Source organism: Streptococcus sp. ELY_90, assembly GCF_058314475.1.
In genome coordinates this window covers 102412-126182 of record NZ_JBZFUJ010000003.1, presented here as the reverse complement: position 1 = coordinate 126182, position 23771 = coordinate 102412, and the positions used below count along the sequence as shown (strand labels likewise).

18 protein-coding genes are annotated in these 23771 nt (G+C 44.3%); 7 read left to right on the top strand and 11 right to left on the bottom strand.

Annotated elements, in window-relative coordinates; all coding sequences use genetic code 11:
* Window positions 1–15 precede the first annotated feature (15 nt).
* Window positions 16–933, top strand: a complete 918-nt coding sequence (ypfJ, locus tag AC4HAF_RS03145; protein WP_491096630.1) for a KPN_02809 family neutral zinc metallopeptidase — start codon at window positions 16–18, stop codon at window positions 931–933.
* A 158-nt stretch (window positions 934–1091) separates the two neighbouring features.
* On the opposite strand, the gene AC4HAF_RS03140 is transcribed toward ypfJ, so the two are convergent.
* Window positions 1092–3728, bottom strand: coding sequence for an FtsX-like permease family protein (locus AC4HAF_RS03140; RefSeq protein ID WP_491096629.1), 2637 nt, complete (start codon window positions 3726–3728; stop codon window positions 1092–1094).
* 13 nt (window positions 3729–3741) lie between these two features.
* Window positions 3742–4443 (bottom strand): ABC transporter ATP-binding protein, encoded by a 702-nt coding sequence (locus AC4HAF_RS03135; protein ID WP_491096628.1) that lies wholly within the window; start codon window positions 4441–4443, stop codon window positions 3742–3744.
* Between the two features lie 278 nt (window positions 4444–4721).
* Between AC4HAF_RS03135 and AC4HAF_RS03130 the strand changes: the two genes are divergently transcribed.
* Window positions 4722–5270: a TetR/AcrR family transcriptional regulator gene (locus tag AC4HAF_RS03130; protein ID WP_491096627.1), complete on the top strand. Its 549-nt coding sequence runs from the start codon at window positions 4722–4724 to the stop codon at window positions 5268–5270.
* Between the two features lie 254 nt (window positions 5271–5524).
* Window positions 5525–8071 carry a bifunctional 2',3'-cyclic-nucleotide 2'-phosphodiesterase/3'-nucleotidase gene (locus AC4HAF_RS03125; protein ID WP_491096626.1) on the top strand — a complete coding sequence of 849 codons (2547 nt, stop codon included), beginning with the start codon at window positions 5525–5527 and terminating at the stop codon, window positions 8069–8071.
* A 108-nt stretch (window positions 8072–8179) separates the two neighbouring features.
* Here the strand turns inward: AC4HAF_RS03125 and pheT are convergent, their stop codons facing one another.
* The 9 genes from pheT to yycF form a co-directional block, all read right to left on the bottom strand.
* The gene (gene pheT, locus AC4HAF_RS03120) at window positions 8180–10585 is read right to left on the bottom strand and encodes a phenylalanine--tRNA ligase subunit beta (RefSeq protein ID WP_491096625.1); all 2406 of its coding nucleotides are present in this window, start codon (window positions 10583–10585) and stop codon (window positions 8180–8182) included.
* A 164-nt stretch (window positions 10586–10749) separates the two neighbouring features.
* Window positions 10750–11271, bottom strand: a complete 522-nt coding sequence (locus tag AC4HAF_RS03115) for a GNAT family N-acetyltransferase (RefSeq protein ID WP_491096624.1) — start codon at window positions 11269–11271, stop codon at window positions 10750–10752.
* On the bottom strand, window positions 11268–12311 hold the full coding sequence (pheS, locus tag AC4HAF_RS03110; RefSeq protein WP_491096623.1) for a phenylalanine--tRNA ligase subunit alpha: 1044 nt from the start codon (window positions 12309–12311) through the stop codon (window positions 11268–11270). The genes AC4HAF_RS03115 and pheS overlap by 4 nt, the downstream gene beginning before the upstream one ends.
* Window positions 12312–12715: 404 nt before the next feature.
* Window positions 12716–16252 carry a chromosome segregation protein SMC gene (gene smc / locus AC4HAF_RS03105; RefSeq protein WP_491096622.1) on the bottom strand — a complete coding sequence of 1179 codons (3537 nt, stop codon included), beginning with the start codon at window positions 16250–16252 and terminating at the stop codon, window positions 12716–12718.
* The gene (rnc, locus tag AC4HAF_RS03100) at window positions 16252–16947 is read right to left on the bottom strand and encodes a ribonuclease III (protein WP_491096621.1); all 696 of its coding nucleotides are present in this window, start codon (window positions 16945–16947) and stop codon (window positions 16252–16254) included. Before rnc ends, smc begins: the two co-directional genes overlap by 1 nt.
* 85 nt (window positions 16948–17032) lie before the next feature.
* Window positions 17033–17398 (bottom strand): YbaN family protein, encoded by a 366-nt coding sequence (locus tag AC4HAF_RS03095; protein ID WP_491096620.1) that lies wholly within the window; start codon window positions 17396–17398, stop codon window positions 17033–17035.
* 10 nt (window positions 17399–17408) lie between these two features.
* Window positions 17409–18212 carry an MBL fold metallo-hydrolase gene (locus AC4HAF_RS03090; RefSeq protein WP_491096619.1) on the bottom strand — a complete coding sequence of 268 codons (804 nt, stop codon included), beginning with the start codon at window positions 18210–18212 and terminating at the stop codon, window positions 17409–17411.
* On the bottom strand, window positions 18209–19561 hold the full coding sequence (gene vicK, locus AC4HAF_RS03085; protein WP_491096617.1) for a cell wall metabolism sensor histidine kinase VicK: 1353 nt from the start codon (window positions 19559–19561) through the stop codon (window positions 18209–18211). The genes AC4HAF_RS03090 and vicK overlap by 4 nt, the downstream gene beginning before the upstream one ends.
* Window positions 19554–20261, bottom strand: a complete 708-nt coding sequence (yycF, locus tag AC4HAF_RS03080; protein WP_027975693.1) for a response regulator YycF — start codon at window positions 20259–20261, stop codon at window positions 19554–19556. Before yycF ends, vicK begins: the two co-directional genes overlap by 8 nt.
* 347 nt (window positions 20262–20608) lie before the next feature.
* Here yycF and AC4HAF_RS03075 point away from each other — a divergent pair, with 347 nt between their 5' ends.
* From AC4HAF_RS03075 to AC4HAF_RS03060, 4 genes are all read left to right on the top strand, one after another.
* Entirely contained in the window at window positions 20609–21376 is a 768-nt protein-coding gene (locus AC4HAF_RS03075) for an amino acid ABC transporter ATP-binding protein (RefSeq protein WP_491091356.1), read from the top strand.
* 20 nt (window positions 21377–21396) lie between these two features.
* Window positions 21397–22212, top strand: a complete 816-nt coding sequence (locus AC4HAF_RS03070) for a transporter substrate-binding domain-containing protein (protein WP_491091357.1) — start codon at window positions 21397–21399, stop codon at window positions 22210–22212.
* Window positions 22213–22336: 124 nt separating this feature from the next.
* Window positions 22337–23041: an amino acid ABC transporter permease gene (locus AC4HAF_RS03065; protein ID WP_491091358.1), complete on the top strand. Its 705-nt coding sequence runs from the start codon at window positions 22337–22339 to the stop codon at window positions 23039–23041.
* A 13-nt stretch (window positions 23042–23054) separates the two neighbouring features.
* Complete coding sequence (locus AC4HAF_RS03060) at window positions 23055–23705, top strand: amino acid ABC transporter permease (protein WP_491096616.1); 651 nt, start codon at window positions 23055–23057, stop codon at window positions 23703–23705.
* Window positions 23706–23771 lie beyond the last annotated feature (66 nt).

Here is a 23771-nt window from a genome sequence, read left to right as displayed (position 1 = left end):
TAATGAGGTTAACAAATGAAAACAGACAAGTTAAAGGAAAGCAAAAATATCGAAGACCGCCGCGGAGAAGAATCCGGTGCTTATGGCGGTGGCGGCAGTTCCATGGGCAGCAATCTCCTCCTGCAGCTTCTCTTTTCTCGGGGCAGCTGGAAATCAAAGCTTGTTATTATTATTATCCTGCTCTTTATTGGCGGAGCTTCGGGCTTTGGGAGTATTTTGACAGGCGATAATACTGGCAGCTCCAATCCTTATCAGTCAACCCAAGTTACTAGAAAAAAAGGGACAGACGTCTCCAGCGAAGAAACGAAATTTGTCAGTAAGGTTCTGGCAAGTACAGAGGCCTTTTGGACCGAAGCCTTTAAAAAAGAAGGGCTGACCTATAAGAAACCGACACTTGTTTTTTATACAGATCACATTCGGACCGGATGCGGACAAGGTCAGGCGTCTTCAGGGCCCTTTTACTGCTCGGCTGACCGCAAGATTTATCTGGATATCTCCTTTTATCAGGAACTCTCCAGCAAATATAAGGCTGCAGGTGACTTTGCTATGGCCTATGTTATTGCGCATGAAGTCGGCCACCATGTTCAAAATGAGCTGGGCACTATGCAGGATTACAATCAAAAACGGCAAGGTCTGTCAGAAACTCAGGCCAATGCTCTAAATGTCCGTTTGGAACTGCAAGCTGATTATTATGCCGGTGCCTGGGCCAAATACGTTGAAGGGGAAGGTCTCCTTGATACCGGCGATATTGAAGAGGCTATGAGAGCGGCTCACGCTGTCGGCGATGACACACTTCAAAAAGAAGCTTACGGCAGAACCGTGCCGGACAGCTTCACTCACGGTACATCCCAGCAGCGCCAAAATTGGTTTGACCGCGGTTATAAATTTGGTGATATTGAGCACGGTGACACCTTCGCTGCAGACAGCTTATAAAAACGGTTCTCTGCCAATATTTTATTTCGTTCATTTTTTGCGACACATCAAAAGAGGTTAGACTAGGTGTACTGACCCCCAAAAGTTGGACACAAAATCTAACGATTGGGGTACAGTTCATAGGAACTAACCTCTTTTTACTGTTGTTTTTGTTCTTCCTAGTCAGCTGATTTCAGTGCTTCCAACATGTCCAGATGCTTCAGACGGCGGTTAACCAATAGGCCCAAAACAAGCAGAATACCAGTAACGGTAAGTACCGGAACAGCGTAAATATAGCTGTCAATAATATTGCTAAACATGATATTGTCGCTGCCGATTATCTGCATAATCATTTTATGAAGATAGTGACCTGCCAACAGTCCCAGCAAAATACCGATGAAGGACAGCGAAACGGTCTCTCGATAAATGTACATAGTCACTTCTTGATTATAAAAACCAAGCACCTTGATGGTTGAGAGTTCACGAATGCGCTCAGCGATATTGATGTTGGTCAAATTATAAAGAATCACCACGGCTAAGAGCATGGATGTCACAACCAAAACAGTCATTGCCCCATTGAGCGACTTTACGACTATCTCAACGGTGTCAACAATAGATAAATTTTGGGAAACTGCAGATACACCTCCCATAGCCAGCAGATCCGTCGCCTTAGCAGAAATATGGCCTGGGCTGTCATCTTTGAGGTTAATCAGATAGGCGTTTTCCTCTGCTTTTCCGCCAAATGTTTTTTGGTAGTAATCGTCTGTCATAAAAAGATAATGCCCGATGTTCATCTTGGCTACTGCTGCAACCTTCAGATCGATCTTCTTTCCGTTTTCATCCTTAAAGGTGAAGCTGTCACCGGCCTCAACATGATAATATCTGGCTAAAAGTTCCGTTATAACGACCCCGCTGTCAGTCAGATGGAGCTTTTGATCGTTTGTCACATTTTTGAGATTAATGAAACCGTCCAGATTGTTACGGTCAGTCACTTCCAGAGAAACGGTCTGTTTGTCAGTCAGCCCTGAAACCTCCTCATCAATCTGCTTATAAAAAATAGGCATCTTTTGTGCTATATCTTTGCTCCGCAAAGCCTCAGCAAGAGCGGCTGCTTCAGATTCTTTTGCCCGATCGTTTGTCACTGCCAGCAAATGATAAGGTGTCAGCTGATGAAATTGATAATCAAAGAACTTTCCTAAAGAAGATTGGATACCCAGCCCTGCAAGGAGCAGAGCAGCTGAGCCGGCAACGCCAAATACAGTCATCAGCATGCGCTGTTTGTAGCGGAAAATATTTCTAGCGGTTACTTTGTAAGTAAAACTCAGACGATTCCAGATAAAGGGCAGTCTTTCCAATAAAATTTTAGACCCTTTAACAGGCGGCTTAGGCAGCAAGAGCTGGGCAGGATTCTCGGTCAGCTCTCTTTTGGCGACCAAGAAGGCCGGCAGAACCGCGCTGAAGAAACCAATCGCCAATGCCAGCAAACTGTAATCCCAGTAAAAATAATAATGCATTTGCTTAAAGGTCAGGCTGCTGGTTGTCGTATTAGAAACAATGGGAGCCAAAACATAATGACCTGCCAAGATTCCCAAAGCCGTACCAATCAGACTGGCAATAGCACCGTAGATAACAAACTTTCTGATAATATCCTTGTCCGAATAACCCAGAGCTTTTAGAACACCTGAATTCGTTCGCTCTTCATCAACAAAGCGCGTCATCGTCGTAAGAGTCACCAAAACAGCAACAAGATAGAGGACAACCGGAAAAAGGTTGCCAATAGCACTGACATTGTCAGAGCTGGAAGAAAAAGTCTGATAGCCTCCTCCTCCCGGCAGGGTAGAACGATTGTAAGTATGATAGGACGGCTCGGGCATGGCAGCAATATCGGCTTTAGCCTTCTTGATGTCATCCTCACTCTTGCTAATTTTCTTTTCCGCTTCTGCAACAGCTTTTTGCGCAGCGGCTAATGGACTGCCTGACAGGTAGGAGAGAGCAGCTTTTTGGACTTTCAGCTGATCTTTGGCAGTCTTTAGCTGTTTTTGGCTGTTATCAACTTTTTTCTGAGCAGCTGCCTGCATCTTTTCTAAGCGCTGTTGGCCATTATCACTAAGAATGCGGTCCAAATCATCCTGATGCGCTCTCAGCTTTTTGCTGTAGGCATCCGAAAAAGGATTAAGCTTCTTTAAATCGTCATAGCGGATACGGGCAATCGTCGGAATATCACTGTTAAAAGCCGTATCAGCTACTACAGCATAGTTGGACAGAGAACCGTCTCCAGCCGTTGATGTTCCCATATTGGTTCGGGACCAGATTTCTGATGAGGTCACGAATCCGACAACTCGGTAAACCGTCTTCTTTAACAGACCATTTTCAGATTGTGTAAAGGAAATGCTGTCACCGATTTTATAGTCCTTTTTCAGTGTAATATCCAGTGCAATTTCTTTGCTGTTTTTAGGCAAACGGCCGGAGTTGACTGTGTAGGCGGATATATCAGCAGTTTTTGAGTAAACACGAACGGCCGAATCGGTATCTTTAATAGTCACATCCGTCATGAAACCATAGTTTACCTGAGCCTGTTTTAGGCGGTTCAATTCCTGCCGATCGTCCTTGCTCAGACCATAATCAGCAATGACTGCCAAATCCATGGTCTGATGCTTATCTAAATACACAGCTGCTGACTGTTTCATATCAGGGCCGGTTACCTTGAGACCTACGAGGGCAAAGGATCCCAGCATCAGCAAAAGCAAAATAGACAGAAAACGGCCCTTGGATTTTCCAATAGATCTCCAAATGTCTTTCCAGTAAGTCTTATTCATCGTTTCCCGCCTCCTAATATTCGATCAGGTCAATATCCTGCGGAGAGGGATTCGTTTTAACGTCCGTCACTTGGGCATCATGCATATAAATCACTCGGTCAGCAATCGGCGCAAGTGAGCTGTTATGGGTAACGATAATGACCGTTGCGCCTTGCCGGTGCGACATATCCTGCAAGATTTTCAGCACCTGCTTGCCTGTCTTATAGTCGAGCGCTCCTGTCGGTTCATCGCAGAGCAGAATTTTGGGATTTTTAGCCACTGCACGCGCAATCGCCACCCGCTGCTGCTCCCCGCCTGAAAGCTGGGCCGGAAAATTATTGAGGCGTTTTCCCAGGCCCACACTCTCTAGTGTCGCTGCAGCATCACGCGCATGAGAGACAATTTCTGAGGCAAGCTCCACATTTTCCTTGGCCGTCAGATTGGGCACCAGATTATAAAACTGAAAGACAAAGCCAACGTCTGTACGGCGGTAGCTTGTTCGCTGTTTAGCATTGTAATCAGCAATATTCTGACCGTCAATAATAACCTGTCCTTCATCACTGGTATCCATACCTCCCAGAATATTCAGCACTGTTGACTTACCGGCGCCTGAAGCACCTAAAATGATGACCAGCTCGCCTTTTTCAATTGTAAAATTAACATTGTTATTAGCCATAATCTCTGTATCGCCTGTTTGATAGCGTTTATAAGTATTTTTCACTTCAATATAAGCCATACGAATTCTCCCTTCAAATCTATCAGATCAGACACTTTGTTGATTTAATACGGTGCTTATTGTATAATGCTTGTGACAAAATGACAAGAACAAAAATAAACATTCTGTTGATTTAAGAAATTATTTTTCCAAAATCCTGCTTTTCTTATGTAATCGAACACGGCTACGACACTGTGCCAAAAGACAGCTTCTCCTAGCGTCCTGTGACGCTTCGTCGAACCTCCTATTTTGCTTTGTGCCGCTTACGCCTTAGTATCTTAGTTAAAAGGAGTCATCACATGAGCCAAGCGCGCCAAACGCAAAGTGAAGAAAAAATAAAAGCAGCTTTTATTACCCTGCTTGAGAAAAAAAGTTTAACTGAAATTACCATCAGTGACATTACAGATTTGGCCGGCATTAACCGCGGTACTTTTTACCTGCATTACTTAGATAAAAACGATCTGACAAATTCCATCGCTCAGGAGGTCACCCACCGTTTCGCTGCTATTTTCACCAACAACAGTTTCGCCGACCAAGAATCCATCACCAAAGCTCTGTATCATGTCAAAGAAGATTATGAAGGTTTCTTCAAAATTGTTTCCCACCTGTCTTTTATTGATTTTCCCAAGAAGGTTCGCCATTTTTTGGAACAGGTTATTGAGAGCAAGCCGTCTTCTGTCAAAAAAATTAAGGACAGCATGCAGCTGCCTGAAGCTTATGCTGTCAGCAGTCTGTGTGCGGCTATTGAGAGCATTGTTGTTCTCTGGATAAGAAACGGCGTCCGCGAATCACCGGAAGAGATCGCTTCCATGATTACCAAGATAGATCATATTTTCGGCATTTATTAAACTGATTCTAAAAAATTGAGAATTGATACTGACAGCTGTGAAAGCACAGGCTCAGCATGACGAAAGACTGCTAGTTGTGAGTGCAGTCTTTTTGCTGTATCTCTTCTTCAAAAATGAATCACTTCCTAAAATATGAACAAAAATCTGGTTTTTACTTACTTTTTGCAGTATTTTTCTTTTTTTCACCTTACTGAAAGGGCTTTCTTTTTGTATAATAAAAAGCAAAGGATATTTTTTCAATAAAGGAGATTACTATGTCGAAACATTATTTGTCCAAGAGCGTCTTAGTGCTTTCTCTTTTTGCTGCGGCCGGCAGTGCAGGCCTTATGGTTCAGGCAGATGAAACACCTGCTGCTAATGATCTCAGTGCTGCGCCAGCAGTAAACAGCAATACAGCTGTAACAGATAATTCCAAAGACACAGCTGCGACTACTCCGGAAACTCCTGAGAGTGTTGCTGAGCAGACTGGCTCAGCTCCTGTGCAAGCTCAAACGGCTCAAACTGCTGCGGCCGAACCTCTTCCTTCTGCCGAAAGCAGCGCAGAAACCGTGACAAATGAAGCTGCTCCTCCTGCGCCTAAAATGACTTCACCGGTTACAGCAGCCGCTCCGGTCAAAGAAGCTGTCAAGACACCTGATCCGGTTGACGGCCAAACCGTAGACATGCGCATTCTCTCAACAACTGACCTCCACACCAATCTGGTCAACTACGACTATTATCAAGACAAAGTCTCTCAGACGGTCGGACTTGCTAAGACAGCCATACTCATTGAAGAAGCCCGGCAAGAAAACAGCAACATCGTCCTCGTTGACAGCGGAGATACCATCCAGGGAACTCCCTTTGGTACCTACAAGGCGCTCATTAATCCGGTTAAGGAAGGGCAAACCCATCCCATGTATGAAGCCTTTGAAAAACTGGGCTACGATGCTGAAACGCTGGGCAATCACGAGTTTAACTACGGGCTTGATTTTCTTAACCGCATGGTCAATACGTCAGATGTTCCCATCATCAATGCCAATGTCCGCGATGCCCGCACAGGCCAGTATTATTTCCAGCCTTATATCATTCTCAGCAAAGTCTTTACAGATACAGCAGGCAGGCAAACAACCGTCAGAGTCGGTATTACAGGTGTTCTGCCAAGGCAGATTCTGGTCTGGGATAAGGCCAATCTGGAAGGCAAGGTGACTGTTGATGACCCAGTTGAAGCCGTTAGAGCCATTGTTCCAAGCATGAAAGACGCTGGCGCTGATATCGTTTTGGTTCTGGCGCATTCAGGTATTGGTGATGATCAGTACGAAAACGGCGAAGAAAATGAAGGCTATTTCCTTGCGGGTATCGATGGTGTTGACGCTGTTGCTACCGGACATTCGCACGCTGATTTCCCTAATGGTGACGGAACAAGCTTTTATGCTAAATACAGCGGCGTTGATGATATCAACGGCCTCATTAACGGCAAACCAGTGGTCATGGCTGGGAAATTTGGCGACCACCTTGGCATTATGGATTTGACCCTCACTTACACAGAAGGCAAGTGGCAGGTAACAAACAGCAAGTCTAAGCTCCGCAAAATTGACACGGCCTCGCCTATTGCTGATCAAGAGCTGATTGACATGGTCAAAGAAGAACACCAAGGCACTATAGACTATGTCCGTCAAAAGGTTGGTCAAACAACAGCGCCAATCAACAGTTATTTCGCTCAGGTAGTCGATGATCCGTCCATTCAAATTGTCAATAATGCACAGCTCTGGTACGGTAAGAAAGAATTAGCCGGCACTCTTGATGCCAACCTTCCTATCCTCTCAGCCGCTGCGCCATTTAAAGCAGGGACCCGCGGAGATGCAAGCTACTATACCGATATTCCAGCCGGGGCACTTGCGATTAAAAACGTTGCCGATCTCTACCTCTACGATAATGTCACTGCTATTATTAAGCTGACAGGGGCTCAGATTAAGGAGTGGCTGGAAATGTCTGCCGGACAATTTAACCAAATCGATCCTAATAAGAGCGAACCGCAGCAGCTGATTAACAGTAATTACCGCTCCTATAACTTTGACGTGATCGACGGGCTGACCTATCAATTTGATGTCACGCAGCCTAACAAATATGATGAGGAGGGTAAGCTGGTTAATCCTGCTGCCAGCCGTGTTCGCAATCTTAAGTATAAAGGGCAGCCTATCGATCCTAACCAAACCTTTATCGTCATCAGCAATAACTACCGGGCAACAGGCAATTTCCCCGGTGTCAGAGATGCTGCAGAAACGCGTCTGCTCAATCTGGAAAACCGGCAGGTTATCATAGATTATATTGTCTCTGAAAAAACCATCAATCCATCAGCCGATAACAACTGGTCATTTACAGACAGCATTAAAGGCTTAGATATTCGTTTCCTCTCGTCTGAGAATGCCCGCAAATACCTAGCAGACCATGCTGATATTTCCTATGTCGGCTCGTCAGCTTCTCAAGGTTTCGGAGAATATCGCTACACCTACATGGAGCCTAAAGTTCCCGCTCCGTCAGCTGCTGAGCCGGCTGTTACCATCTCTCTTGCTCAAGACAGACAGCAAGACATCTACAATCTGGCAGCCAAGGCTTACGCGCAAACTCAAGCCGCTGCGGCCAAACCTGTAAGCATCAGCACATCCTTGAAATCAGCAGACAAGGCTGATACCAGTGGTTTGCAGGCAGCAAACAAAGCAGCTTTGCCGCATACAAGCTCATCCAGCAGTATTTTATACAGTTTATTCGGCTGCACTTTCGTCGCTTTGGCAGGCCTCTTTATTAAGAAAAATAAGAAAGACTAACCCTTAGTCCTTACAAGCGAGATGAAACATGATAAAGGGTGGAGAAGAACCACAATGTTACAGGTCCTTCTCCACCCTTTTTTCATTATCAGCATCAGTTAGTTTACTTTAGCGTACTTCTGCTCCAAGACGTTCAGTCAGCGATTTAGTGATTTTATCCATATAGCTGGCAACTTCTTCATCTGTTAAACTGTCATTTGGGTTTTGGAAGGTCAAGCTGTAAGCCATGGATTTTTTACCCTGTCCAAGATTGATGCCAGCGTACACATCAAAGAGTTTTACCCTGATCAAGCGTTTTACGCCGCTTGCAGCGATGGCATCCAAAATTTCCTGATGGCTGACAGCTTCATCCAGCAATAAGGCAATGTCACGGGAAACCGCTGGGAATTTGCTGATGTCTTCAAAGACCGTATCTGACTTCAGAGCCGCCTCTAAAGCAGTCAGGTTCAGCTCTGCCACATAGGTTTCAGGGATATTATAATCCTTAGCAGTCTGCGGGTGAACTTGCCCCATATAGCCGATGACTTGGCCGTCAAGTTCAATCAAGGCTGTGCGCCCCGGATGCATATTAGCCATGTCTTTTGCCGCCGTAAATTGGACACTGAGATCAAGTTTGGCCAAAATCGCTTCAACAATACCCTTAGCATAAAAGAAATCAACTGGAGTCGCTTGTGTCTGAAAATCTTTTGCCGCAGTCAAACCTGTCAGAGCCATGGCAAAGGTGTCAACTTCTTTAGGCAGATCCTTTTTAGGATCAGCTTTCTGTTCAAATACTTTGCCAATCTCATAGAGAGCAAGATTGCTGCTCTTACGGGCTGTATTATAGGCAATGGTATCAAGCATGCCGGAGACTATATTTTGACGCAGAGCCGAACGCTCAACTGTCATTGGCCAGAGCAGCTCTGTCAGTTTAGTCGGAGCGGGTGTGAAAGCTACCGCTTTTTCCGGCGTTGTCAGGGCATAAGAAATAATTTCTGACAGTCCGGCACTCTCTGCTAGGCTTCTTACCTTGCGGCGGAGTTTTTGTGCCTGAGTCAATTCCCCAACTGTTCCGTCAGCTTTTGGCAGTGTTGTCGGCAATTTATCATAGCCGTAAATCCGAGCAATTTCCTCAACCAAATCTGCCTGAATGCTGATGTCCCAGCGGCGGCGCGGAACCGAAACGCTAAAAGCTGTTTCACTGCCGGTAAGGCCGAAGCCAAGGCGGGCAAAAATGGTTTCAATATCAGAAAAAGTTAAATCTGTTCCCAAACGAACATTAACATAATCAAGAGTTGTCGACACTTCAACATCGTCTGTTGGGACTGAACCTGCGCTCACTTGACCGGACAGAACTTGGGCATCAGCTAATTCAGCAATCATAGCAGCCGCAAAATCAAGAGCCTTAGCGACATCACTGTAATTAACACCTTTTTCAAACCGCGATGAACTCTCAGAGCGCAAATTCAGGCGGCTGCTGGTCTTGCGGACAGCCTTGCCGTCAAAGACAGCAGCCTCAAGAACCACATTTTTAGAGGCGGCATCAATTTCAGTTGAGGCACCGCCCATGACACCTGCCAGAGCAACCGGCTTGTCTGCTACAGTGATAACAAGGTCTTCATCAATTAACTCACGTTCTTCACCGTCAAGGGTCACCAATGTTTCACCCTCACGTGCCTGACGGGCAGTAATCGTATCAGCCTCAAACTTATCCAGATCAAATGCATGCATGGGCTGACCAAAATACAGCAAGACATAATTGGTCACATCAACAACATTATTAATTGGACGGATACCGGCATTCATCAATACATTTTGCAGCCACTGAGGACTTGGCTTGATCGTAACATTTTCAAGAACACGGGCCTTATAGGTCAAAACACCATCAGATTCGATCGCAACCTTGATACGATCCACTGCTTTTTTCTCGCTTTCATGCAGTGTTTTCTCTTCAAAATGAACGGCTTTATCATAGATGGCAGCCACTTCATGGGCAACACCGCGCATGGACAGAGCATCCGCTCTGTTAGGCGTAATTGACAGCTCAATAATTTCATCATCCAAATCAAGATAAGGGAAAATACTGTCTCCAACTGCAGCCTCGTCCGGCAAAATTTGAATACCGTCCGCAAATTCCTTAGGAATAATGGAATCAGGCAGTCCCAGCTCTTGGAGAGAACAGATCATGCCCAGAGACTCCATCCCGCGGATTTTGCCTTTTTTGATTTTATAATTATCCGCAATGCGCGCTCCTGGAAGTGCTACGATTACCTTGATACCAGACTTGATATTGGGAGCACCGCAAACAATCTGTCTGGGTTCCTCATCGCCGGTATCTACCTGACAAAGGTGCAGATGGGTTTCGGGAACTTTCTCACAGGAAAGCACATGACCGACAACAAGCTTAGAAAGGCCTTGTGCCGGCACTTCAACTCCTTCAACTTCAATACCTGTTGTTGACATTTTCTCAGCCAGTTCCTGACTGGGAACATCAATGTCAACTAATTTTTTTAGCCACTTGTAACTTACTAACATAATTAAAACGTTAAAAACCTCCTGCCTTATTAAAAGGCGAACACAGTTCATCTTTACTGATAAAAACAGATGTCATCTTAAGCCGAAACGCTCTTAACATCTGAACTTCCCGCAAGAGGCTTTTTGCTTCCTTCCTTTTTTGTTTAAACATCTTAATGACAGACTCATGCTTGTTTCAGGCTTTTTTTCATCAGCCAGTCTGTGTCAGTCTTATCGCCGACCATAAAGCTGTGCTGGCTGAAACGCTCAAAACCGTATTTCTTGTATAAGGCCTGCGCCTTAAAATTATACTCCCAAACGCCCAGCCAAGCCCAGTCACAGCCTGAGGCATGGGCCTTCTCAAGAGCAAACTCAAACAATCTTTTGCCTAAGCCCTGTCCCTGAAAAGCTTTGAGAATATAGACCCGCTGAATTTCAATAGCATTATCAAGCCTCTGTTCTGTCTGGGCTGACCCTTGATTTAGCTTGATAAAACCAGCAATATCCTGATCAACTTTCAGAAAGTAATGCTGCGATTCCGGATTTGCTAATTCTTTTGACAAAACAGCAGGTGAAAAATCCGAATCAAAAAGTGCCTGCAGCTGCTCTTCCGTATTATCGTGCTCAAAGGTTTCACGAAACGTTTTTATGGCAAGCTCTCTTAAAGTCTCAACTTCTTCTAATAAAATAGGTTCAATCCTTATCATTTAAACTGCTCCGTAAACCGGCTGTCGCCTTGATAGAAACTGCGGATATCATTGATACCGTAGCGCAGCATAGCAATCCGCTCCTGACCGAGACCAAAGGCAAAGCCCGAGTATTCTTCCGAGTCTACGCCTGCCATCTCCAAGACTCTCGGATGGACCATACCGGCACCAAGAATTTCAATCCAGCCGGTTTTCTTGCAGACATTGCAGCCTTTGCCCCCGCACTTAAAGCAGGAAACATCTACTTCAACAGAAGGTTCTGTAAATGGGAAGTAAGACGGACGCAGGCGAATGCTGCGATCCTCACCAAACATCTTTTTACTGATCAGCTCAAGCGTTCCCTTAAGGTCGCCCATAGAAATATTTTTCCCGACAACCAGGCCTTCAATCTGATGAAACTGATGCGAATGAGTCGCATCATCAGTATCGCGGCGGAAGACACGCCCCGGTGAAATCATCTTGAGCGGACCCTTTGAAAAATCATGTTTATCCAGAGTGCGAGCCTGCACAGGACTGGTGTGTGTCCGAAGCAGGATGTCCTCAGAAATATAAAAAGTATCCTGCATATCACGCGCCGGATGGTCTTTAGGCAGATTCATCCGTTCAAAGTTATAATAGTCCTGCTCCACTTCAAGCCCATCAACAACCTGATAACCCATACCTAAGAAAATATCTTCAATCTCTTGGCTGGTCTGATTGAGCACATGCCTGTTTCCAATCGAAATCTGACGCCCTGGTAAGGTAACATCCAAAGACTCCGACTCTAACTGGGCTTGAATCTGGGCTTGTTCAAGGATTCGGCCCTGCTCTTCAAAGGCCTTGGTCAGGACGTCGCGAACTTCATTGACTTGTTTGCCAACAACCGGACGCAGTTCATTGGGCAGATCTTTCAGTCCCTTTAAAAGCTCGGTCAGGGAACCTTTTTTCCCCAGAACCTTAACGCGCAGCTCCTGCAGTTCCTTAGCATTTTCAGCCTTCATGGCCTGCAGCTGCGCCTGTGTGCTCGTTCGTAATTCTTCTAATTGTTCTTGTAAATCCATACTTCCTCCATATTAAGGTCTAAATAAGCGGTCTGAGCCTGCTAGCGGATTTTTCCGCAATGGAAGCAGTTTTAATGGCGGTCCATTAAAAAACCGCCTGTCCCCACTCACATCGGAGCGTTGACACGCGGTACCATCCGTTTTTTATCCGGCAGATTGCCAGACCTTAATTGTTAAGTCTTTATGCCTGAGTGAATTCACTAAACTTTCATCCAGCGAGCTTCCAGTCACGGCTCGCATTCCCTGTCAGACTGCCATAAAGTTACTAATCTCATAGACTTTTTTATTCAATTGTTATCATTTTATCAAATTTCAAAGACTTTCACAATAGCCGCCTTAAAATTATTGCTCAGCAAAGAACAAAAATCAGCTACGCTCCTTCAGCAAAAAATCCATGGTCCTGCTTAAGAAACAGTATCAACGTCTTTAAGTTTAACCGAGACAATCTTTGAAACGCCCGATTCCTGCATGGTCACCCCATAGATGCTGTCAGCCGCAGACATAGTTCCCTTGCGGTGAGTAACAACGATGAACTGGCTGGATTTGTCAAAGCGATTGAGATAATCGCCGAAGCGTTTGACATTGGCTTCATCAAGAGCCGCTTCAACCTCGTCCAAGATAACAAAAGGAATGGTCTTCACGCGGATAATGGCAAACAAAAGCGCTAAGGCTGACAGGGCTTTTTCACCCCCTGACATCAGATTGAGCGATTGAATTTTCTTGCCCGGCGGCTGCACCGAAATATCAATACCGGCTGTCAGCAAATCGCCGTCAGTCAGGAGCAAATCAGCACTTCCGCCGCCAAACATCTGCGTAAAGGTTGTCTTAAAGCTTTCCCGAATCGCTTCAAAAGTCGTCTTAAAGCGCGCCTTCACCTCATTATCCATATCATGAATCGTGCTCAGTAAAAGTTCTTTGGCGCGAACCAAATCATCCTTTTGCCCATTCAAAAAGTTCAGGCGCTCGGAAACGTCTTCATACTGCTCAATAGCGTCCAGATTAACCGGACCCAGCTGTTTGATTTGTTTTTCCAACTGTCTCAGATGAGCCTTGGCAGCTTCAGGATTGTCTACCGTCTGAACCTCTTTTTTCGCCTCCTCTAAACTCAGCTGATAATCTTCGGCTAAGCTGCCCGCAAAGCGGCGCAGCTGATCGGATATCTGATCAATTTTAGCTTCCAGCTGAGTTTGGCTGCGGATGAGCTCTTCATTTTTTTGATTGGCTTTCAGCAGGCCTGTTTCAATTTCTTCCAGCTGTGCTTCACAGTCTTCCAATTCAAAACGATAACGAACCAAAGCTTTTTCACTGTCTTCTTTTTTAGCCTGACCGTCTGCCAGCTGCTCTTTGAGCCTTGGCAGGCGCTGTTCATCCAGATCTTCTTCCTGACTCGTGAGAAGCTGAGTCATGCCGGCTTCATTTTTTTCTAATTCAGACAATTCCGCAAGCAGGCGGTTTAAATTGCTTTTTTCAAATCTCTGTGTATTAGCTAAATCGCGTTCGGACAGACGCAGTGCAGATAATTGCTGATTAAGGTCAGCAGTCTTTTGCTGAATGCTGTCTTTGTCTTCCTTGAACTGATCGATTTCCTGACTGAGCTTTTCCTTGTTTGCGGCTATTTTTTGAAGCTTTGTCTCCAGCTCTTCTTTTTCTTTTTCTAAATTGAGTGCAGAATCCAGCCTGTCAGCCTTCGTCAGCTGTTGGTAGAGGAGACTTTGTTCCTCTAAGCGGGCTTTTAGCTGCTGGTATTCCAAATCGGCCTTTTGTTCAGAAAATCTGGCCTTACTGCCTTCTTCTCGGAGCTCCAAAAGATCGGCACTTTGTTTATCCAAATCCTGCTTAAGCTGACTGACCTTTTTTTCCTGTCCGCTTTGTCTGTCTTCTAAGACCGCCAAGTCTTTTGTCAGACTGTCCAATTCCGGCTTAATAAAGGTGCTGTTGTTTTGTCGGCTGGCCCCTCCTGAAAAAGAACCTCCCGGACGAATTTCTGTTCCGTCAAGGGTCACCAAACGTACTTGATAGCGCAGCTTTCGGGCAGCCTGATTACCATGATCGACACTGTCAAAAACAGCCGTAACTCCCAATAAGTTTGCAAAAATACCGGCCAGACGCTCATCAAAACTCACCAAGTCACGGGCTAAACCAAGAAAACCCTGACTGGATGTCAAAATGGCTTGATTTTGCTCAGATAAACGCCGCGGTTTAATCGTTGTCAGCGGCAAAAAAGTCGCACGGCCCTGACGGTTTTTCTTCAAGAAGTCGATAGAGCGCTTAGCAGCTGCTTCATCTTCAACAATAATGTTTTGGCTGCTGCCCCCCAGAGCGATTTCAAGCGCGGTCTGATATTTCTTATCAAAGGTCAGGTGTTCACTGACAGCACCGATAATACCTTGAAGGTGGTCTGACTGCTGCAAAACTGACCTGACTCCCGCATAGAAATTGCTGTGGCTCTTCAGAATAGATTCTAAACTGTTCTTTCGGGCTCTTTTTTCTTTCAGTTCATCCAACAGGGTAAACATCAAATCCTGCTGCTTATTGTACTCAGCTTCTATATTTTGGATGAGCAGTGCTTTTTCTTGATAATCTGCCAGCAGCTGTTGAACCTTGTTTTTAGCGGTTTTTAGCGCCTCTGCCTCTTTTTCTGCCAGCTGATTTGTCTTATCCAAGTCTGCTTTTAGCTGCTTGAGCTCAGCCGTTTTATTTTCTGATTCCTGCTTTTGATTTTCAATTTCAGTTTTTAAGATAGTCAGCTGATTGGATATATCTGCTTCTTCCTGCATAAGCTTGACAAAATCTTCGCGCAGATTTTCAATCATCTGATCAGGATCCGCTGAAAAACGCGACAATTCAGCTTCTAAGTCCTCAATAGCCTGTTTCTTTTGCTGACCTTTCGCTTCTAAATCAGCTAAGGCGCGCTCCTTCTCAGCAATCTCCGTTTTAAGAGTATCTTTTTGCTTGGATAGCTGAGACAGGCGTTCCTGAGTGGACTGCTTCTTTTCTGCCTTCTGGCTGGATTCGAGCTTAATCAGCTCAATTTGGCGCTCATAATCACTGATAAGGCGCGTTACGTCAAGCAGCTCAGCCTGTTTTTGGTCAATCTGCTGAGATAAATTGTGGCGTTTGCCTTTTAGCTGCTGGTTTCTCGCCTCCAGCTGCTCACGCTCTTGGTAATAGGTCTGAAGATTTTGTTTGACCGTTTCCAAACGCCCTTGGTGGTCATCCAGCTGCTCCTTATGGGTTAAGATCTGGTAAACCAGCAAATCCAGCTGCTTTTCCTTGCGCTCTGCTTCTAAAACTAAAAATTCCTTGGCCGTTTTAGCCTGTTTCTCCAGCGGTTTAATCTGTGTTTCCAGCTCATAAATAATATCATCCAGACGGTCTAAATTGTCCTGAGTCTGATTGAGCTTTGACTCGGTTTCCTTTTTACGTGTTTTGTATTTTAAAACACCGGCCGCCTCTTCAAAAATAGCGCGGCGTTCTTCAGGCTTACTGTTGAAGATCTCTTCAACCCGTCCTTGCGAAATAATTGAAAAAGAATCCCGGCCTAAGCCGGTATCCATAAATAAATCATGAATATCACGCAGACGGACCTTTTTGCCGTCAATCAGATAATCACTGTCTCCGTTGCGGTAAATATGACGCTCCACCCGAATTTCTTCCTGAGCGTTCTTGATAAAGGCATCGCTGTTGTCTAAGACAACCGTTACTTGGGCATAGTTGAGAGGCTTGCGGTTTTCAGTCCCGGCAAAAATAACATCAGGCATTTTACCGCCGCGCAGGCTTTTGGCACTTGACTCCCCCAAAGCCCAGCGCAGACTTTCGGTAATATTGCTTTTGCCGGAACCATTAGGGCCGACAACGGCCGTTACACCTCTGTCAAATTCAACCTTGGTCTTGTCAGCAAAGGACTTGAATCCCTGCATTTCAATTTCTTTTAAAAACATTAGGAACCTCGTTGAAGTTTTTCAAGCGCATTTTTGGCAGCTTCTTGTTCTGCTAATTTTTTGGAGCGTCCTGCTCCGCTGCTCAGTCGTTCATGATTGGCAGCAACAGCAACCTCGAAATACTTGGCATGAGCCGGTCCTGATTCTTTTAAGACTTCATAATCAATGAAAACATCACCATCTACCTGCAAAAGTTCCTGCAAGGCTGTCTTATAATCGGTAACACGCTCATAATTGCCGTTTTCAACCTGCGGAATGACTACCTGATTGAGGAAAGCCTCAACAGCTTCAATGCCTGCATCCAATAAAAGTGCACCCAAAAAGGCTTCGAATAAATCACCTAAGATGGTATCGCGCTTACGGCCGCCTGATTTTTCTTCCCCCCTGCCCAATTTGATGTAGCGATCAAATTCACAGTCTCGGGAAAAACCGGCCAGACTTTCCTCACGGACAATCATTGAACGCATTTTTGATAAATCTCCTTCAGCTTTGTGAGGATATTTGTCGAACAGATAGCGTGAAATCGTCAGTTGCAGAACGGCGTCTCCTAAAAATTCCAAGCGTTCATTGTGTGAAATGTTTAGGAGGCGGTGTTCGTTAGCGTAGCTGGTATGCGTAAAGGCAGTTCCCAGCAGTTCCTTATCAGCAAAGACAATATTAAAATCGTTTGCTAACTTTTTTTCCAGTGCTTTCATATAATTCCTTTCTCTTCTTGCCGTCAGACCATTCTATTATAGCAAAAATTACTCAGAACGGCTAATTCTGAGTAATCTTCCTTCTTTATTCTTCCTTATCAGGAATGACCCTGAAAAGATAGTAGGTGATAAATAAGGTTAAACAAAAGAGGCCTGCTTTCACCCACATGAGAGGGGCAAAATAAATGGAAATCCCCATTAAAAGGTAAATCTGCAGGATGATCTTTTTCTTACGGCTGGCAGAAATACTTTTACTTTCTGCATAATCAGCCACATAGAATTGATAAATTTTACTGGAGCGCAGCCATTTTTCAAACCGTTTGGAGCTTCTGGCAAAGCAAAAGCCGGCTAAGAGCAAAAGAGGTGTTGTCGGAATGACAGGGAGCACCATGCCAATCAAACCTGTCGCAAAACTCATACAGCCTGCAATTAAATAAAATAAACTTTTCATAAGACGTCTTTTAAATCCTTGTCAGAGGCGAAGGCGTGTCAGGCGAGGTATCATAAATCTTAAAATCATGATCCACAGCTAAATCTGCCTGCATAAGCGTATTTTTCATGGTCATGTGAGCCAGTTCCTTAATATTATTTTCCTTACTGAGGTGGCCCAGATAGATTTTCTTGGTTTTATTGCCCAGCGTTCTAATCATGGTTTCTGCACCGTCATCGTTTGAAAGATGCCCTTTATCCGACAAAATGCGCTGCTTCAGCCGCCAGGGATAAGCGCCTGAGCGCAAAATTTCAATATCATGATTGGACTCAATCAGATAGCCGTCAGCATTCTCAATAAGACCTGCCATTCGGTCACTGACATAGCCGGTGTCTGTCAGCATGACAAAACTTTTTCCGTCTTTCATAAAACGGTAAAACTGCGGTTTAACCGCATCATGGCTGACACCAAAGCTCTCAATATCAATATCGCCAAAGGTCAGCGTTTTTCCCATGCCAAAAATATGCTTTTGGCTGGTATCAACCTTTCCGATCAAGCCATCCATGGCCTGCCAGGTTTCTTCATTGGCATAAATATCCAAGCCGTATTTTCTGGCCAAAACACCGACACCATGAATATGATCCTTGTGCTCATGTGTAATCAAAATGGCATCAACATCATCTAATTTGCGGTCAATGCCCGCCATCAGCTGACTGATCTTTTTCCCTGACAGCCCCGCATCAACCAAAATTTTTTTCTGGGGAGTTTCAAGATAAAAACTATTGCCGCTCGAGCCGGAAGCCAGAATACTGTATTTAAAACCTGTTTCTGTCATGAGTCGTCTTCATCTTCCTCCCATTCATCAATTGTACCGTTATCACTTTCATAAGGCAGAACAATGGTAAAAGTTGAGCCCTTGCCTTCTTCGCTGTTGGCCCAAATAAAGCCCTTGTGCTGTTTAATAATTTCTTTGGCAATCGCAAGTCCCAGCCCACTGCCGCCCTGTGCCCGGCTTCTCGCCTTATCAACCCGATAAAAACGATCAAAAATAAGGGGAAGATCCTTCTTAGGAATTCCCAAGCCCTGATCGGATATGGAGATAATAACTTGTGTGTCGGTTGTCTTCATACTGACCGTAATCTTACCGCCGTCAGGTGAGTATTTAATGGCATTGTTTAAAATGTTATCAACCACCTGAGTCATCTTATCGGTATCAATTTCAATCCAGACAGAGCTATCAGAATAGTCTCTGACAATCTCATAAACTTTGCCGCCAGACTGTTGGCTTTGAATTTGGTCAAAACGATCGAGAATATAATCCATAAAAGCCGTAAAATTAGTCAGTTCAACATCTAAACGGCTGGTCTGATTATCAATACGCGACAGACTGAGCAAATCTGTAATCATCCGCATCATCCGGTTGGTCTCATCCAGCGACACTTTGATGAAACTCGGAGCGACTGACTCAGTCAGAGCACCGTCATCCAAAGCCTCCAGATATGACTTGACAGACGTCAGCGGAGTCCGCAGCTCATGGCTGACATTGGAAACAAAAAGGCGGCGTTCACGCTCTTCTTTTTCCTGCTCAGTAGCGTCATGCAAAACCGCAATCAAGCCTGAAATAAAGCCGCTCTCACGCCGATTTAAGGCGAAACGAATCCGCAAAGTAATAAATTCATCATACTCATCGCGGCGGTTCAGAACAATCTCCGGCGTTTTAGTAATCAGATCATTATAAGTATAGCTGCCATCATCCAAGATATCAAGAATATTGTATTCCAAAGCCTGTTCGCGGGTCAAGTTGAGATACTTTTGAGCCATATCGTTAATCATGGTGATTTTTCCGCTGCGGTCTGTCGCCAGCACACCATCTGTCATATAGGCCAAAATACTGGTCAGACGGTTTTTTTCCTGAGCCAGATTTTCATGAGTCAAACGAAAGACCTCAGATAAATCATTGACATTTCTGACCAGCTCCGATAACTCCGGATTGGCCTTGATCTTTAACTTTTCGGTATAATCCCCGGCAATTAAAGAGCGAACCTTGGCATTTAACAGCTTAATATGATTGTTGTTTTTATACTCTCTGTAATTGAGAAAGACAAAATAGATAAAGAGCAGAATCAGTAAAACTGCTAATAATATTCGTAAAAATAAAGGACTTGATTCAAACGTATTAGTCATATGATTTCATATAATAACCCACACCGCGTCTCGTCAGAATATATTCCGGACGGCTCGGTGTATCTTCAATTTTTTCACGCAGGCGGCGGACTGTCACATCAACCGTTCTGACATCACCAAAATAGTCGTAGCCCCAAACTGTTTCCAGCAAGTGTTCCCGGGTCATCACCTGACCGGTATGGGTAGCCAGATGGTGCAGGAGTTCAAACTCCCGATGTGTCAGCTCTACTTCTTCGCCATGCTTTTTAGCGACAAAAGCATCCGGCAAAATCTGCAGATCACCGATAACAATCTCAGGCATGCCTGAAGCATTTTCTTCAGCTACAGCTGTTTCGATATTTTCTGTTCTGCGAAGATGCGCTTTGATGCGAGCCAGCAGCTCACGATTGGAAAAAGGCTTCGTTACATAATCATCCGCACCGATTTCAAGTCCGATAACCTTGTCAAACTCGCTGTCCTTAGCCGAAAGCATGATAATCGGCACATGGCTGCTTTTTCTGACTTCTTTGGCAACTTCAAGGCCGTCCAATTCCGGCAGCATCAAATCAAGGATAATTAAATCCGGATTTTCCTCTTCGTACTTGCTCAGCGCTTCACGCCCGTCAAAGGCTGTAATCGTATCATAGCCTTCCTTTGCAAGATTAAATTTGATAATATCAGAAATTGGTTTTTCATCATCAACGATTAAAATTTTCTTCATTATGAATACCTCACTTATGGCTCTAAACAGGTTCATTAAATAAGTAAGAAATTTCAGAAATCAGAATACTTTTTAATAATTATCTGACGTTTATTTCAAACTGATTAGAATCTCCCAAGCGTCAAAGCCATTCTTATTTTACCTAAAACCTTACTGTTTAAGTAATCTCCATTCGATTATACCAAAATCACTAACAAATGAAAACCAACAAGTTTATTTCAAATATTATAAAAAGTTATCTTACTGAATTTTCTGATAATATTTGACAAGTAAAATTTTATATGGTAGTATATTTATACAATGTTAGAAAAGCTAACAATGAATTTATGTTAAACAAGGAGAAGACTATGGCGCTGATTACCTTTAAAAACGTCGAAAAATACTATGGGGACTACCACGCTCTTCGCAACATTAACTTAGAAATTGAAAAAGGGCAGGTCGTTGTTCTGCTTGGACCGTCCGGTTCCGGCAAGTCCACACTGATTCGCACCATAAACGCCCTCGAATCGATTAACTCTGGTGAACTCATTGTTAACGGCCATGAAGTCACTCATGCTTCTAGCAAAGATTTAGTTCAGCTGCGTAAAGAAGTTGGCATGGTATTCCAGCATTTCAACCTCTATCCTCACAAAACGGTGCTAGAAAATGTAACATTGGCTCCTATAAAAGTATTAGGCATGGACAAAGATAAGGCCAATGCTATTGCTGAAAAATATTTAACTTATGTTAATATGTGGGACCGCAAGGATTCTTATCCGGGTATGCTCTCAGGCGGTCAGAAACAGCGGATTGCTATTGCCCGCGGACTTGCTATGAATCCGGAGCTCCTGCTCTTTGACGAACCGACATCCGCACTTGACCCTGAAACAATCGGTGATGTTCTGGCGGTCATGAAAAATCTCGCTTTGGAGGGAATGAATATGATCGTGGTAACCCATGAAATGGGATTTGCCCGAGAAGTTGCCGACCGTATTATCTTTATGGCTGACGGTGAGATTCTTGAAGACACAACAGATGTCCAAGGTTTCTTTGAAGATCCCAAAGACCCGCGTGCCAAACAATTCCTAAGCAAGGTCATCCACCACACCAGCGACCGTGTTGCTGCTAAAGATTAGGATATTTAAGGAGAACGTCTATGAATATTAAAAGAATAATAGCTGCTATCAGCCTCCTTTTCATCCTGCTTGTCAGCTTTGCAGGTGTTCCAAAAGCTTCTGCAGATACAGTCTCAAAGGACGTCCAGAAAATTAAAAAAGCCGGTGTCCTAAAAGTCGGTGTCAAACAAGATGTGCCTAACTTTGGTTACTACAGTGCCGAAACCGGTAAATATGAGGGGATGGAGATTGATGTTGCCCGAAAGATTGCCAAATCTATGGGCGTAAAACTGGAACTCGTTCCTGTTACCACACAGACACGTGAGCCGCTGATGGACAACGGGCAGGTTGATTTGGTGATTGCTACTTATACCATAACTCCTGAGCGTCAGGCTTCTTACAGTATTTCTAAGCCTTACTATTACGACCAGATTGGTTTTTTGGTTCGCAAATCCAGTAAAATCAAAAAAATCTCTGATCTGGACGGTCTGACCATCGGGGTTTCTCAGGGAGCAACAACCAAGGCCAGTCTTGAGGTTTATGCTAAGGAGCATCATTTAAAATTTAAGTATGTTCAGCTGGGAAGTTTCCCGGAGCTGGCTATTTCTCTCTACTCTAAGCGTATCAACGCTTTTTCCGTTGATAAGTCAATCCTGACCGGCTATGTCAGCAAGCAGTCTCGGCTGCTTAAAGCAGGTTTCAACACACAGGAGTACGGTATTGCTACTAAAAAATCAAACACCGGATTGACTAAATACGTCAACCAATTACTTGATAAGTGGTCTGCCGACAAGAGTCTGGAAAAGATTTATGATAAATACAGTCTGGAATCTGCCGAGCCGGACACTCAGAAGTAATTGAACACGGGCTAAAATCCTAGTAAAAAAGATAAACGTCCTTGTGTCTTAACGACACGGCGTCCGTTTCCTATTTTTATACGGATTTCTTCACGCTCTTTGTATCTTAATTAAAGGAGACATTATGATATTACTGACAACTACCTCCGGGCCTTTTGCTTTAAGCCGCTGGGGAGCTTTCTTTGCCAACTTCGGAGATTTTTTAAAAGGTTTTCTTTACACCCTCGAAATGTCAATTCTTGCCCTGCTTCTTTCTTTGCTTTTGGGTATTCTCTTCGGAGCCATGGGCTCTTCTAAAAATAAGGTGCTTAAAGGTCTGTCCCGTATCTATGTCGAAGTTTTTCAAAACACCCCCTTGCTGGTGCAGTTTGTTTTTGTCTACTATGGTTTAGCCATTTTGACAAATGGAGCTCTGATGATTTCCGCCTTTTTCACAGCAGTTCTCTGTGTGGGCATTTACCATGGTGCCTATATCGCAGAAGTCATCCGTTCGGGTATCGAGTCTGTTCCTAAAGGACAGACTGAGGCTGCTCTGTCCCAAGGCTTCAGCTACCGCGAAACAATGAGCCTGATCATTTTGCCGCAGGCTATCCGAACCATTTTACCGCCGATGACCAATCAAGTGGTTAATCTTATCAAAAACACATCGACCGTTGCAATTATCTCCGGTGCAGATATCATGTTTACAGCCAAAGCCTGGGCCTATGATACGACTAACTATGTTCCGGCCTTTGCCGGTGCCGCTCTTCTTTACTTTATCATGTGCTTCCCGCTTGCAACTTGGGCGCGCCGCAAAGAAGAAGCCAATAAGAAGGCTTATAATTTATAAAGGAGGTTAACGAATGAAAGAACTCTTAACATCAACAAATATCACTTTCTTACTTCAGGGTTTATGGCTGACACTCTATATCTCCTTTATCTCTATCGTCCTGTCAACAATTTTCGGTACCATTTTAGCCGTTATGCGCAATGGTAAAAATAAACTGCTCAGATGGATTGCCAGCATTTATATCGAATTTGTCAGAAATGTTCCCAACCTTTTGTGGATATTCATTGTTTTCTTAGTCTTTCAGATGAAGTCAACACCTGCCGGTATCACAGCTTTTACCGTATTTACCTCTGCTGCTCTGGCAGAAATTGTTCGCGGCGGCTTAAATGCTATTGATAATGGACAGACAGAAGCAGGTCTGGCTCAGGGATTCACTCATTTTCAGATTTTCATTTATATCGTTTTCCCGCAAGCTATCCGCAAGATGCTGCCTGCTATCATTTCTCAGTTTGTTACTGTGATTAAGGATACTTCTTTCCTTTATTCTGTTATCGCTCTCCAAGAATTGTTTGGCAAGAGCCAGATTCTCATGGGGCAGTATTTTGAAGCCGATCAAGTCTTTGCGCTTTATGGTATTGTTGCAGCAACCTATTTTGTTATCAACTTTATCATTTCAAGCTTCTCACGCCGCCTTGCTAAACGATGGGAACAGGCTGCTGATTAAAAGAATAAATTGCTTTTGTCAAATACACGAAAAAAGTGCCGGATAAACAGCAGCATGGCTGCCTAT

Excerpts from the sequence above, each read along its gene's own strand:
- ypfJ (WP_491096630.1), top strand. The coding sequence starts at position 16 with ATGAAAACAGACAAGTTAAAGGAAAGCAAAAATATCGAAGACCGCCGC.
- AC4HAF_RS03140 (WP_491096629.1), bottom strand. The coding sequence starts at position 3,728 with ATGAATAAGACTTACTGGAAAGACATTTGGAGATCTATTGGAAAATCC.
- AC4HAF_RS03135 (WP_491096628.1), bottom strand. The coding sequence starts at position 4,443 with ATGGCTTATATTGAAGTGAAAAATACTTATAAACGCTATCAAACAGGC.
- AC4HAF_RS03130 (WP_491096627.1), top strand. The coding sequence starts at position 4,722 with ATGAGCCAAGCGCGCCAAACGCAAAGTGAAGAAAAAATAAAAGCAGCT.
- AC4HAF_RS03125 (WP_491096626.1), top strand. The coding sequence starts at position 5,525 with ATGTCGAAACATTATTTGTCCAAGAGCGTCTTAGTGCTTTCTCTTTTT.
- pheT (WP_491096625.1), bottom strand. The coding sequence starts at position 10,585 with ATGTTAGTAAGTTACAAGTGGCTAAAAAAATTAGTTGACATTGATGTT.
- AC4HAF_RS03115 (WP_491096624.1), bottom strand. The coding sequence starts at position 11,271 with ATGATAAGGATTGAACCTATTTTATTAGAAGAAGTTGAGACTTTAAGA.
- pheS (WP_491096623.1), bottom strand. The coding sequence starts at position 12,311 with ATGGATTTACAAGAACAATTAGAAGAATTACGAACGAGCACACAGGCG.
- smc (WP_491096622.1), bottom strand. The coding sequence starts at position 16,252 with ATGTTTTTAAAAGAAATTGAAATGCAGGGATTCAAGTCCTTTGCTGAC.
- rnc (WP_491096621.1), bottom strand. The coding sequence starts at position 16,947 with ATGAAAGCACTGGAAAAAAAGTTAGCAAACGATTTTAATATTGTCTTT.
- AC4HAF_RS03095 (WP_491096620.1), bottom strand. The coding sequence starts at position 17,398 with ATGAAAAGTTTATTTTATTTAATTGCAGGCTGTATGAGTTTTGCGACA.
- AC4HAF_RS03090 (WP_491096619.1), bottom strand. The coding sequence starts at position 18,212 with ATGACAGAAACAGGTTTTAAATACAGTATTCTGGCTTCCGGCTCGAGC.
- vicK (WP_491096617.1), bottom strand. The coding sequence starts at position 19,561 with ATGACTAATACGTTTGAATCAAGTCCTTTATTTTTACGAATATTATTA.
- yycF (WP_027975693.1), bottom strand. The coding sequence starts at position 20,261 with ATGAAGAAAATTTTAATCGTTGATGATGAAAAACCAATTTCTGATATT.
- AC4HAF_RS03075 (WP_491091356.1), top strand. The coding sequence starts at position 20,609 with ATGGCGCTGATTACCTTTAAAAACGTCGAAAAATACTATGGGGACTAC.
- AC4HAF_RS03070 (WP_491091357.1), top strand. The coding sequence starts at position 21,397 with ATGAATATTAAAAGAATAATAGCTGCTATCAGCCTCCTTTTCATCCTG.
- AC4HAF_RS03065 (WP_491091358.1), top strand. The coding sequence starts at position 22,337 with ATGATATTACTGACAACTACCTCCGGGCCTTTTGCTTTAAGCCGCTGG.
- AC4HAF_RS03060 (WP_491096616.1), top strand. The coding sequence starts at position 23,055 with ATGAAAGAACTCTTAACATCAACAAATATCACTTTCTTACTTCAGGGT.